Origin of the sequence: Aliirhizobium wenxiniae, assembly GCF_014201355.1 — a bacterium.
Lineage (GTDB): Bacteria > Pseudomonadota > Alphaproteobacteria > Rhizobiales > Rhizobiaceae > Neorhizobium > Neorhizobium wenxiniae.
On sequence record NZ_JACHEG010000011.1, the window covers coordinates 21,039 to 32,755 of the forward strand.

The following is an 11,717-nucleotide window of genomic DNA, read 5'->3' on the forward strand; positions in this document are numbered from 1 at the left end:
CGAAAGAGCCTTGGGAGGGGCCGACATGCAGAAAAGACCGACTTCTGTCGCCATCATGCTTGCCACGGTGTTTTGTGGCGGGCTTTTGGGCACACGGCCGGCCGAGGCCTTCATGGCCTATGTCTCAAACGAGAAAGACAATACGGTCACTGTTGTAGATACGGCGTCCGGCACTGTTGTGAAGACGCTTCCCGTTGGGCAGAGGCCGCGCGGCATCACCATCTCGCATGACGGCAAGTTCATCTATCTCTGCGCCAGCGACGACGACACGATCGAGGTGATCGATACGGAGACGCTGCAGATCGTCGACACACTTCCTTCCGGGCCTGATCCGGAACTCTTCGTTCTCTCGCCGGATGGCAAGACGCTTTATGTCGCCAACGAGGACGACAATCTGGTTACGGTCATCGATATCGAAAGCCGTGATGTGCTGGCGGAAATTCCGGTCGGCGTCGAGCCGGAGGGCATGGGTATCAGCCCCGACGGCAAGACCATGGTCAATACGTCGGAGACGACGAACATGGCGCATTTCATCGATACCGACAGCCACGAAATTACCCATAACGTGCTGGTCGACTCGCGACCGCGTTTTGCCGAGTTCAAGCCGGACGGATCGGAAGTGTGGGTGAGTGCGGAAATCGGCGGCACGGTCTCGGTCATCGACAATGCCAGCCGCGAGGTGAAGCACAAGATCACCTTCGAGATCGCCGGGCTGCGTTCCGAGGCGATCCAGCCGGTTGGCGTGCGCATCACTGCTGACGGCAAAAAGGCCTATGTGGCACTGGGGCCGGCCAACCGCGTCGCGGTGGTCGATACTGCCACCTACAAGGTTGAGAAATATGTGCTGGTCGGCCAGCGGGTGTGGCAGCTCGCTTTCACGCCGGACCAGAAGACGATCATCAGCACCAACGGCGTTTCCAACGACATCACCTTCATCGACGTCGCGAGTGACGAACCGGTGCAGTCGGTGACGGTGGGAGCTATGCCCTGGGGTGTGGTTGTTTCGCCGAAATAGCTGGATTTGAAGATAACAAGAGGAGGAGGAGAGGATGCTGGACTATCGGAAATTGGGGTTTGTTGCATTGGCAGCGGTGTTTCTGTCCGCGGGCTTGGGCTTTGGCCAGGACAAGGATGACGATGACGACGATGACAAGCCGGCCACCAAGGCTGTTTCGACCGAGAAGGTAACGCGGGCGAGCAAGGATGTGCCGGAACTGATCCTCGGCTCGGCAAAGGACAATTTTGCCGTCAACCGCAAGGATTTCGAGCTGGTGGCGGGGCAGGGCTATCGCTGGAAGATCACCTCGGCGGCCGGGCTGGAATACAAGTTCGTCACCGACCTGTTCCGAAACGTCTGGATGAACCAGATCGTCATCAACGATCTCGAAGTCCATATGAACGGTGCGCCGGCCTGGCTGGAATTCGACAGTGAAGGCACGATGCAGGTGCAGTTCACCGCAGTTCGACCCGGCAGCTACACATGGTCTGTGCCGGATCTTGCCGACAAGGGAATGAAGGGAACGATTACCATTAAATAGCAATGGAGTTTGGGTGGCGTCGGGTTCGGACGTTGAGTTGAGCGTGGGAGGAGACAGGATGAACGGTATCGATGACGAGGATGGCCCCGTAAGGACTATGGCGCTGGAGGTCTCCATGGTCAGTCATTCCTATGGGCAAAAGAAAGCGCTCGATGACGTCTCCTTCTCCATTCCCGCCGGTCGTTTTACCGTGTTGCTGGGTTTGAACGGCGCCGGCAAGACGACGCTGTTTTCGCTGATCAGCCATCTTTACGACACTCGCCTAGGGGCCATCCGCGTGTTCGGTCAGGATATCAGGCGCGCGCCGGGCGAGGCCTTGCGCCGGCTCGGCATTGTCTTTCAGGCGCGTACGCTCGATCTCGATCTCACCGTCAGCCAAAATCTCGCCTATCACGCGTCTTTGCATGGCATCGGCAGGCGGGAGGCAATGGTTCGGATCAGGGAGCTTCTGGCGCAGGTCGACATGGCTGACCGGCTGCACGACAAGGCGCGTAATCTTTCCGGCGGGCAGATGCGGCGTGTGGAGATCGTCCGGGCGCTGTTGCATCGGCCGTCACTGCTCTTGCTCGACGAGGCGACGGTGGGGCTGGATATCCGCTCGCGCTCCGACATCCTGGCGACGATCCGGGCTCTGGTTGCTGAGACCGGTTTGAGCGTGCTCTGGGCAACACATCTGATCGATGAAGTGCAAGGGACCGACGATGTGGTGATCCTCGACAAGGGACAGGTGCTGGTGACGGGAACGGTGGCGGATGTGGTTGGCCAGACGGGAGCGCGAGATATCGGCGGGGCTTTCGCCGGTTTGACGACAGGAGCTTCTCGTTCCGGATTGAGCGTGGTTGCCACTTCGATGATGGAAGAAAAGAGTGGCCTTGCCGCGAGCAGCGATATTGATGAATCTGCACCTTTGGTCGTAGCATCGCGATGAGCATTCCCGCCCAGACAGATGCCTTTGCCAGCCACCTGCCACGCGGCTTCGGCCTCGCACAATACGGCGCATGCCTTACTGGCATCATGCTTCGCGAAGGCCTGCGTTTCCTCAATCAGCGCGAACGTTTCATCTCTTCGCTGGTGCGGCCGCTCCTGTGGTTGTTCGTCTTCGCAGCCGGTTTTCGCCAGGTTCTCGGCGTGTCGATCATTCCGCCCTACAAGACCTATGTTCTCTATGAGGTCTATATCACGCCGGGTCTGGCTGGCATGATCCTGTTATTTTCCGGCATGCAGTCGTCGCTATCCATGGTCTATGACCGGGAGATGGGGAATATGCGCACGCTGCTCGTCAGTCCGTTTCCGCGCTGGTTTCTACTGGTCTCGAAACTTCTGGCGGGTGTCGCCGTCTCGGTGGTGCAGGTCTATGTGTTTCTCGCCATCGCCTGGTTCTGGAGCGTCAAGCCGCCGGTTATCGGTTACCTGCTGGTCCTGCCGGCCTTGGTTCTGGCCGGCATGATGCTGTGTTCGCTCGGCATGCTTCTGTCCTCGATGATCCGGCAGTTGGAGAATTTTGCCGGCATCATGAACTTCGTGATCTTTCCGATGTATTTTGCATCTTCGGCGCTCTACCCGCTCTGGCGAATTCAGGAATCCAGTCCGCTTCTTTTTCATATCTGCCAGGCGAACCCTTTCACCTATGCGGTCGAACTGATCCGTTTTGCGCTGTACGGCCGAATAGACTGGGCGTCGCTTGCGGTTGTCTGCGGTTTCACCGTGCTTTTCCTCGGCGGCGCCATCCTTGCCTATGACCCTGCCAAAGGGCTCTTGAGCCGCAAACGCGATACGGGAGGAAACGGCTGATGGGATCGATCATGCGTGTTCTGATCGCTGCGACCCTGGGGGTTGTCGCAGCGCCATCGCCGGGCTTCTCCGCTCAGGGAGACGACCCGGACTGGCCCTGCATCCAGCGCAAGGTGCCCGAACTGTCAATCGGCCAGATCTGGACCGGCCCCGAACTGCCTCCGCAGGCTGCAGACTGGTCGAAGGACGAGGTGTTGTCGGAACTGGTGGACGATCTGGCCGCACGACGCCTTCCGCTGCCGGAAGCGCAGGAGAAGATCAAGGCTTATCGCGACGCACTGCCAGACGACCAGCGGCCGCAACATATCGCCATGCTGATCCAGGGCCTGTTCGACAAGATGAATGGCGAGCGCAGCCATGTTATCTCCGGTATCGCCCGGTATGCGCATCGCCAGCGCGATCTGGCAGCCAGCCTGCGCCGGGAAGGCTCCGCGCTCGACGCCATGCGGATCAGCCCGGATGCAGACCAGAACCAGGTGGCGTTGCGCAGCGAGCAACTGATGTTCCAGACGCGCATTTTCCAGGAACGCGTCCAGTCGCTCACCTATGTCTGTGAGGTGCCGACACTGATCGAGCAGCGCCTGTATGCGCTGGTGAGGACGCTCGCCGAGACACCGCCCGCGCAGTGAAGCGGGGCGGCCTCTTGCGGCTGGCTATTACGGCGAAAACTGCTTCAGATAGGCGATGACATCGGCCACGTCCTTGTCTGCCTTCAGCCCGACAAACGCCATTTTGGTGCCTTTCACGACGCCTTTCGGGTCATGGAGATAGGTGGCGAGTGTGGTTTCGTCCCACACCATGCCGCCCTTGCCGGCATCAGCCATGGCCGCTGAATATTTGAAGCCCTCATGGGATCCGGCTGTTCTTCCGAGCAGTCCTTTCAGTGAAGGACCGATCTTGTTCTGATCGGTATCGGAGACATGACAGGCCTTGCATTTCGCAAATACCTTTTCACCCGCAGCCGCATCCTGGCCAAAGGCATAGCCCGCCATCGGCAACACAAGGCCGATGGCGCCAACATAACAGATGGCACGCATAGAGTTCCTCCCAAAAGCATGAGCGATGGCGGAGCAATTCGATCCGGCATCGGGCCTGCACACGCAAGGGTAGTTCGTGGTGATGTTAAGTCAACATCCCGAATCTGCGTCCTTTGCAAAATAAAGTTGCATTAGTCTTTGTGCATGTTTTGTCTGTCTGATTGACGGTTTTTTCAGCTGCGCGTAATCTGGAACCCGCTGACGACGCCTGCCGGCCGACGAAATCATCGTCCGCATGATGCAGGAGAGGGGCTTCCGATGAACATGGTCGATCTCGTCCTGACGGTATGTCTGCTGGCCAATCCCAGCGATTGCCGCAACGAACATCTGCTTTTCGAAAGCCGCGGTTCGCTTTTTCAATGCATGATTCTGGCGCCGACGGAAATCGCGAAATGGTCTGGTCAGCACCCGGCTGTAAAGATTGTTCGCTGGAAATGTGCGTTTCCCGACAAGGGGCGCAAGGTCTGAATTTTCCGCCTGAAGCGCGTGGGCGCTTCTGTCAGAAGCAGCGAACATCCGCTTCGGCCTGAGCCCGCCGCAGCTCCGAAACAGCGGTTTTTGCCACGGCTCCCTGGCGGAAAAGCACACCCCGCTCGCCCGTCTGCAGCCCTAAGCTCATAAACGTCTCGGCTGCCTCGTATCGGTCATAGGGCACGATCGACGCAATAACATCGATAGAACAGGAACAGCTCTGGAGTGCGTCTCGTGTTTCGCCATTCGCTTTCATGCAACCGTGAACGTAGTCAACGATTGCAACCGTCGGATAGTCATCACGCGCTGCCGCAAACGTAGTGAATCCGAGTGAAGCGAAGAAGAATGCCAGCTGAAAAATTCTGATAAACATCAAAAACCTTCCTTGTTGATAGCGATCTACTCTCCGGGTGCGAAATCAATCATCCAAACGCTCTCATTTTATTACTTGATTGTTTTGAGTATTAATTGTGAGCGGTTGCAATAAAATATGACGCGAAGCAGCAATTTCAATTTACACTCAAGTCACAGCGAATAATACACTTGCCGCGATTAATGTAATACCCTATCGTTGATCGAGTTTCCGGCTTCAAAATCTTGTTTTTGGGAGAGGCGAGATTCGTAGGCCTATAGGGTGGGCAGTAACGGTGCCCTCGGCCCATCCTTTTGTCGTGACACGCTGACGGAAATATTTCCCGCACATTGAGAAAATCACTTGGCTGCGCTGGAGCACGCGAAGGGTCGCAATGACGAACCCTGCGTGAATAATAAGCATCGGGAGGATTTCACATGCGGATACCTGTCAATTCCATCATTCGACGAAATCTATTTCTACCTCTGGCCATTGCGGGCTTTCTGGCCTCGGGGTTTGCCGGGGTTACGTTCGCCAACGACGACCTGACCAAGCTTGCCAAAGACCCGAAGAACTGGGCAATGCCGACCGGCAACTACGCCAACCATCGCTATTCCGAACTGAAGGAAATCACCGCAAGTAACGTCAAGAACCTGCAGGTGAAGTGGACTTTTTCCACTGGCGTCCTTAGAGGCCATGAGGGCGGACCGCTGGTCATCGGCGACGTGATGTATATCCATACGCCGTTCCCCAACATCGTCTACGCGCTCGACCTGAAGAACGACGGCAAGATCCTCTGGAAATACGAACCCAAGCAGGATCCGAATGTCATCGGCATCATGTGTTGTGACACCGTCAACCGCGGGGTCGCTTATGGTGACGGCAAGATCATCCTGAATCAGGCCGATACAACGGTGGTGGCGCTCGATGCCAAGACCGGCAAGGTCGTGTGGTCGGTGAAGAACGGTGACCAGATCGATGGCGGCAAGGGCGAATCCGGCACGGCTGCACCGCTTGTGGTCAAGGATAAGGTCCTGATCGGCATTTCAGGCGCCGAGTTCGGCGTTCGTGGCTGGACTGCTGCCTATAACCTCAAGGACGGTTCGCTCGCGTGGAAGGCCTATTCGACCGGGCCTGACGCCGAAACCCTGATCGACCCGGAAAAGACGACCCATCTGGGCAAGCCGGTCGGCAAGGATTCCGGCATCAATACCTGGGAAGGCGAGCAGTGGAAGACCGGCGGCGGCACGACCTGGGGCTGGTTCTCCTACGATGCGAAGTCCAACCTCATCTATTACGGCACCGGCAATCCCTCGACCTGGAACCCGGTTCAACGGCCTGGCGACAATCGCTGGTCGATGACCTTGATGGCGCGCGATGCCGATACGGGGCAAGCCAAATGGCTTTACCAGATGACCCCGCATGACGAGTGGGATTATGACGGCGTGAACGAAAACATTCTCGTCGACGGCATGGAGGTCAACGGCAAGAAACACGACGTTCTGGTGCATATGGACCGGAACGGCTTCGGTTACACGCTGGATCGGGTAAGCGGCGAATTGCTGGTTGCCAAGAAATACGATCCGAAGGTGAACTGGGCAACCGAAGTGGTGATGGACCCGAAGAGCAAGGAATATGGCCGGCCGCAGGTGGTCGCGAAATATTCGACGCAGCAGAATGGCGAGGACGTCAACTCCACCGGCATCTGCCCCGCCGCACTTGGCTCGAAGGATCAGCAGCCAGCAGCCTACTCACCGAAAACCGGGCTTTTCTACGTGCCGACCAACCACGTTTGCATGGATTACGAACCCTACAAGGTGAGCTACACGGCCGGTCAGCCTTATGTCGGTGCAACCGTTTCCATGTATCCGACGCCGGACAGCCATGGTGGCATGGGTAATTTCATTGCCTGGGATGCCGCCAAAGGGGAGATCGTCTGGTCGATACCGGAACAGTTTTCCGTCTGGTCAGGAGCACTTGCCACGGCTGGTGACGTGGTCTTCTACGGAACATTGGAAGGCTACATCAAGGCTGTCGACCTGAAGGGCAAGGAACTTTACAGGTTCAAGACCCCTTCCGGCATCATCGGCAATATCAACACGTTCGAACATGGCGGAAAACAATATATCGCCGTGCTTTCGGGTGTTGGTGGCTGGGCTGGCATCGGTCTTGCCGGTGGTCTTCTATCTCCTGAAAACGCTGCGGCATGGCATGGTGCAGTGGATCAGGGGCGCGGCGGACAGGATGAGGCTGCCGTCGTCGGAACGGCGGGTCTCGGCGCTGTCGGCGGTTATGCGGCGCTTGCCGACTACACCACGCTTGGCGGACAGTTGACAGTATTCGGCCTACCGGACAACTGACCATCGACGAATCCTCCGTCAATGGGTCGCGCTCGCGTGGCGCGGCCCACAAGGCATCAATGTGGATCCATTCAAAACGACTGTGTGGGCAGGCTTCGTCATTTGGGTCGAAGCTTTGAGTTGGGGCTTTTTCATCGCTCCCGAAATGTTTGACATGTGAGGTTCATCAATGGCTTTTCGCAATGCAGCTCTGGCATTTGGCATCGTGACATTATCATTTCTGACACCCGGAATGGCCCTCGCCGATGATGACAAGGAAAAGGCGGCGGCGGTGACTGAGGAAGATGGCAAGTTTCTCGACAAGGACGGAAATCCGACCTTCAAGATTCAGGCGGACGGTACGGTCGATTGGTATACGTTCAGCGGCTACCGCCGATATCATTCCGACTGTCATGTCTGTCATGGGCCAGACGGCGTCGGGTCCAGTTATGCTCCGGCCTTGGCAGACAGCTTAAAGCGGCTGGATTATGCGAGTTTCCTGTCGATCGTGGCGGAAGGGCGCAAGAATGTCGGTGGCGGCAAGGAAAACGTCATGCCGGCTTTTGGCGATAACAAGAATGTCTACTGTTATCTCGATGACATCTACGTTTATCTTCGGGCTCGTGCGGTTGGTGCGGCTCCCCGCGGTCGCCCGCCGAAAAAGGCGGACAAACCGCAAGGGGCAAAAGACTACGAAACCTCCTGTATGGGAGGCTGACATGAAGCGTGATGTCCTGCCCGACATCTTTCCGATCGCGCGAAAATCCGGTCGCGGCGGCTGGGTCATGGCGTTTGCGGCAGCCGTGATGAGTCTTATGGCGCATCAAGCCTATGCCCAGGGGGCTGGTCTTGGTGCGGCGGGAGAACTGGTCGATCCGGATGTCCTGCGTGTCTGTGCCGATCCATCCAACATGCCGTTCTCCGATCAAAGCGGCGAAGGTTTCGAAGACAAGCTGGCACAAATCGTTGCTGAAGCGACGGGACGCAAGTCGGTCGCCTATACTTGGTTCCCATCGATCAACGGCTTCGTACGCAACACGCTCGGCGCCAACCGTTGCGACATCATCATGGGCTATGCGCAGGGTGATGAGCTGGTTCAGAACACCAATGCCTATTACCGCTCGTCCTATGTGCTGGTCTATCCGAAAGGTGGCGATCTTTCCGGTGTCGAAACTCTCGCCGACCCGAAGCTGACGGATAAGCGCATCGGGGTCGTGGAAGGCACGCCGCCGACGGCCAACATGGCCAAGGCAAAGCTGATGGGGAAGGCGAAGGTCTATCCGCTGATGGTCGATACGCGGGCGATGCCATCCATGGCGGAACTGGCCATGCGTGACATGCAATCGGGGGCAATCGACGCTGCGGTCCTTTGGGGACCGATGGCCGGCTATTATGCCTCCCGATCCGGTACCGAGGTGACGCTCGTTCCGCTCATTCATGAAAAGGGCGGCCAGCGCATGATCTACCGGATCACCATGGGCGTTCGCCCCTCCGACCAGAGCTGGAAGCGCACACTCAATACGTTCATCAAGGAAAACCAGGTGAAAATCGACAAGCTGCTGCTGGACTACGGGGTGCCGCTGCTCGACGAACGGGATCAGAGGATTAGCCAGTGAAGGCATGAGCAGGCTTCAGGCCGGGAAAAGACGGCCTGTTCCAGGGGTAGTCAAAGGGGAGTGAGGGAAAGATGGATGTCCGCGCCGCTGTTGCCGTTCAGGCAGGTAAACCGCTGGAAGTGATGACGGTTCAGCTCGACGGCCCGAAGGCTGGCGAAGTGCTGGTCGAGATCAAGGCCACTGGCATCTGCCACACCGACGATTTCACTCTTTCGGGCGCCGATCCGGAAGGCCTGTTTCCGGCCATCCTCGGCCATGAAGGCGCCGGCATCGTCGTCGATGTCGGCCCCGGCGTCACCTCGCTGAAAAAGGGTGACCACGTCATTCCGCTCTACACGCCGGAATGCCGCGAATGCTATTCCTGCACCTCGCGCAAGACCAATCTCTGCACCTCGATCCGCTCCACCCAGGGACAAGGCGTGATGCCGGACGGCACGAGCCGCTTCTCGATCGGCAAGGACAAGATCCATCACTATATGGGCTGCTCGACCTTCGCCAACTTCACCGTTCTGCCGGAAATCGCGCTTGCCAAGATCAATCCCGACGCACCCTTCGACAAGGTCTGCTATATAGGCTGCGGTGTGACGACCGGCATCGGCGCCGTCATCAACACGGCCAAGGTCGAGATCGGCTCGACGGCGATCGTCTTCGGCCTCGGCGGCATCGGTCTCAACGTGCTGCAGGGCCTGCGCCTTGCCGGTGCCGACATGATCATCGGCGTCGACATCAACCCGGACCGCAAGGCCTGGGGCGAAAAGTTCGGCATGACTCACTTCGTCAACCCGAAGGAAGTCGGCGAGGATATCGTGCCCTACCTCGTCAACATGACCAAGCGTCATGGCGACCTGATCGGCGGTGCCGACTACACGTTCGACTGCACCGGCAATACCAAGGTCATGCGTCAGGCGCTGGAAAGCTCGCATCGCGGCTGGGGCAAGTCGGTCATCATCGGCGTTGCAGGAGCAGGTCAGGAAATCTCGACCCGTCCGTTCCAGTTGGTCACCGGCCGCAACTGGATGGGCACGGCATTCGGCGGCGCGCGTGGTCGCACCGACGTGCCGAAGATCGTCGACTGGTACATGGAGGGCAAGATCCAGATCGACCCGATGATCACCCACACCATGCCGCTCGAAGACATCAACAAGGGCTTCGAGCTGATGCACAAGGGTGAATCGATCCGCGGCGTGGTGATTTATTAGCGGCCTTCGGTCGGAGGGGCAGGCCGGCATGGGGCAGAAGCTTGCAATCGATAGGAATGTTGAAACAGAGGAGGAGACTTGCAATGGACAGTGCAGTTCAAGTTCGCATCCACCCTGCGGTGGATGGTGGCGTAAAGCCCGCCAGCGCCGGCTTTTCCGGCGGCACATTGGTGTGCGAATGTGTCGACCGCCCGGTGAAGGTAAAAATCGAAGGGCAGGTGGCACATAACCACGCCTGCGGTTGCACCAAATGCTGGAAGCCGAAGGGTGCCGACTTTTCGATCGTCGCCGTTGTCCCTCACGACAAGGTGACGGTGCTTGAAAACGGCGACAAGCTCGCCGTGGTCGATCCGAGCGCGCTCATCCAAAGGCATGCCTGCAAACAATGCGGTGTGCATTTATATGGACCAGTGGAACGAGATCACGCCTTCAAGGGACTGGATTTCATCCACCCCGAGCGTTTTCAGGAGAGCGGTTGGGCGCCTCCGGGGTTTGCTGCGTTCGTATCGTCGATCATCGAATCCGGAGTCAATCCGGAGCGTATGGACGGTGTCAGGGCCCGCCTCAAGGAGCTGGGACTAGAACCCTACGACTGCCTTTCGCCCGGCCTGATGGATTATGTCGCGACATGGGTTGCGAAAAAATCCGGAGCGCTCCCGGCCTGACACCTGCCTGCAGGATGTGTCCGTCGACGGAATGCCATACGGCACGGGTTTGCCGTATGGCTCAAGGGGTTGCAATGCGGGCGCGATCCTCCGTTGGCGCTTGATTCAGCCGTGCCTCGAGCCCGGCCCTCGATCGTGCGATCGCTGATCTGCTGGATGATTTGACGCTGTTCCTGTTCGGCAGCCTTCCATCTTCGGAAATGCGCTGGCGCTCGTCGGGTCGTTCCTGACGGACGCTGCGAGGTTCTGGCGCGCCTGTCCGGCGACGTCGCTGAATAGACCCTTGCCAAAGAAGGCGGCGGGGAGGCAGGACAGGCCCCAATCCTCGAGGTTCTTGCACGGGATGGTCTTCTGGTTGGAGCAGCAGGCGCCGTTGAGGCCATCGATCGGCATATGCTTCTTATGGTTGGTGCAGCCGTAGCGATCCCTGGCTATGATGGCGTAGGGCGCGCATTCCAGCATGCCGTTCAACAGGTAGCGCGGCGGGTCCGCCCCGCTCAGCCGATGGGTGGTTGTCCGCGAGAAGTTATCAAGCGTCGTCAGTTGCCGCTCCTTCACGCGTTCCCAGAGTTCATCGCTGACGATGCGCATGGGCGGAACCTCCGTGACGACCCATTCGCTCGGCAAGCCCGAACGCAACCAAACGTCGACGTTTCGAACAATCACCGATCTCCCGATATTGCGGATAATGGCACATCATCGGCGCTTT

14 protein-coding genes are annotated in these 11,717 nt (G+C 58.2%); 11 read left to right on the forward strand and 3 right to left on the reverse strand.

The annotated features are described in order from the left end of the window. Positions 1-25: 25 nt before the first annotated feature. From HNQ72_RS27295 to HNQ72_RS27315, 5 genes are read left to right on the forward strand one after another with little or no spacing between them, the layout of a single operon-like run. Complete coding sequence (locus HNQ72_RS27295) at positions 26-1,015, forward strand: YVTN family beta-propeller repeat protein (RefSeq protein ID WP_183997288.1); 990 nt, start codon at positions 26-28, stop codon at positions 1,013-1,015. Between the two features lie 34 nt (positions 1,016-1,049). Further along, positions 1,050-1,538, forward strand: a complete 489-nt coding sequence (locus HNQ72_RS27300; protein ID WP_183997290.1) for a cupredoxin domain-containing protein — start codon at positions 1,050-1,052, stop codon at positions 1,536-1,538. A 58-nt stretch (positions 1,539-1,596) separates the two neighbouring features. Further along, positions 1,597-2,466 carry an ABC transporter ATP-binding protein gene (locus tag HNQ72_RS27305; protein WP_244654601.1) on the forward strand — a complete coding sequence of 290 codons (870 nt, stop codon included), beginning with the start codon at positions 1,597-1,599 and terminating at the stop codon, positions 2,464-2,466. After that, positions 2,463-3,329, forward strand: a complete 867-nt coding sequence (locus tag HNQ72_RS27310; protein WP_183997292.1) for an ABC transporter permease — start codon at positions 2,463-2,465, stop codon at positions 3,327-3,329. The genes HNQ72_RS27305 and HNQ72_RS27310 overlap by 4 nt, the downstream gene beginning before the upstream one ends. Then, entirely contained in the window at positions 3,329-3,958 is a 630-nt protein-coding gene (locus tag HNQ72_RS27315) for a hypothetical protein (RefSeq protein ID WP_183997294.1), read from the forward strand. Before HNQ72_RS27310 ends, HNQ72_RS27315 begins: the two co-directional genes overlap by 1 nt. Before the next feature lie 27 nt (positions 3,959-3,985). Here the strand turns inward: HNQ72_RS27315 and HNQ72_RS27320 are convergent, their stop codons facing one another. Then, positions 3,986-4,366: a c-type cytochrome gene (locus HNQ72_RS27320; RefSeq protein ID WP_183997296.1), complete on the reverse strand. Its 381-nt coding sequence runs from the start codon at positions 4,364-4,366 to the stop codon at positions 3,986-3,988. Positions 4,367-4,624: 258 nt separating this feature from the next. Between HNQ72_RS27320 and HNQ72_RS27325 the strand changes: the two genes are divergently transcribed. After that, positions 4,625-4,834, forward strand: coding sequence for a hypothetical protein (locus HNQ72_RS27325; RefSeq protein WP_183997298.1), 210 nt, complete (start codon positions 4,625-4,627; stop codon positions 4,832-4,834). 31 nt (positions 4,835-4,865) lie between these two features. On the opposite strand, the gene HNQ72_RS27330 is transcribed toward HNQ72_RS27325, so the two are convergent. Beyond that, positions 4,866-5,210 carry a hypothetical protein gene (locus HNQ72_RS27330; RefSeq protein ID WP_244654602.1) on the reverse strand — a complete coding sequence of 115 codons (345 nt, stop codon included), beginning with the start codon at positions 5,208-5,210 and terminating at the stop codon, positions 4,866-4,868. Between the two features lie 416 nt (positions 5,211-5,626). On the opposite strand from HNQ72_RS27330, the gene HNQ72_RS27335 reads away from it, so the two are divergent. The 5 genes from HNQ72_RS27335 to gfa all read left to right on the forward strand — a co-directional run bounded on the left by HNQ72_RS27335 (position 5,627) and on the right by gfa (position 11,008). After that, positions 5,627-7,549: a methanol/ethanol family PQQ-dependent dehydrogenase gene (locus HNQ72_RS27335; protein WP_183997300.1), complete on the forward strand. Its 1,923-nt coding sequence runs from the start codon at positions 5,627-5,629 to the stop codon at positions 7,547-7,549. A gap of 169 nt (positions 7,550-7,718) precedes the next feature. Next, positions 7,719-8,246 carry a c-type cytochrome, methanol metabolism-related gene (locus HNQ72_RS27340; RefSeq protein ID WP_183997302.1) on the forward strand — a complete coding sequence of 176 codons (528 nt, stop codon included), beginning with the start codon at positions 7,719-7,721 and terminating at the stop codon, positions 8,244-8,246. Between the two features lie 67 nt (positions 8,247-8,313). Beyond that, a complete protein-coding gene (locus HNQ72_RS27345) occupies positions 8,314-9,144 on the forward strand; it encodes a substrate-binding domain-containing protein (protein ID WP_183997470.1) in 831 nt (276 codons plus the stop codon). A 71-nt stretch (positions 9,145-9,215) separates the two neighbouring features. Next, positions 9,216-10,343, forward strand: coding sequence for an S-(hydroxymethyl)glutathione dehydrogenase/class III alcohol dehydrogenase (locus HNQ72_RS27350; protein WP_183997304.1), 1,128 nt, complete (start codon positions 9,216-9,218; stop codon positions 10,341-10,343). Positions 10,344-10,426: 83 nt separating this feature from the next. Continuing rightward, positions 10,427-11,008: an S-(hydroxymethyl)glutathione synthase gene (gfa, locus tag HNQ72_RS27355; RefSeq protein WP_183997306.1), complete on the forward strand. Its 582-nt coding sequence runs from the start codon at positions 10,427-10,429 to the stop codon at positions 11,006-11,008. Positions 11,009-11,113: 105 nt separating this feature from the next. Here the strand turns inward: gfa and HNQ72_RS27360 are convergent, their stop codons facing one another. After that, entirely contained in the window at positions 11,114-11,599 is a 486-nt protein-coding gene (locus HNQ72_RS27360) for a hypothetical protein (protein WP_183997308.1), read from the reverse strand. Between the last annotated feature and the right edge of the window lie 118 nt (positions 11,600-11,717).